Here is a 277-nt window from a genome sequence, read left to right on the forward strand (position 1 = left end):
GAAGAAGTGCGTCTTCATGCCGCCGGGGATGATCGTGGTGACGCCGATAACTCCCCCGGTCTCCGCCGCGAGCGCACGGCTGAAGCCTATGACGCCAAACTTGGAGGCGCAGTAGGCCGTGGCATCGGGGAGGGCCCGCAAGCCCAAGGTCGATGCGATGGTGATGGCGCGGCCGCGAGAACCCTTCAGATAAGGCAGGGCGGCCCGGACTGTGGAAACGGTGCCAAGGAGGTTCACTCCGATCACCTTTTCCCATTCCTCGGCCGGGACGTCGCCG

The 277-nt window shown here is 65.3% G+C and carries 1 protein-coding gene; it reads right to left on the reverse strand.

The window, feature by feature from the left end; all coding sequences use genetic code 11:
- Positions 1 to 277: SDR family oxidoreductase (locus SB764_RS39800; RefSeq protein ID WP_410866723.1), on the reverse strand; the 277-nt coding region annotated here is incomplete at both ends.

This window comes from Paraburkholderia sp. SIMBA_027, from assembly GCF_046535315.1.
GTDB lineage: Bacteria > Pseudomonadota > Gammaproteobacteria > Burkholderiales > Burkholderiaceae > Paraburkholderia > Paraburkholderia tropica.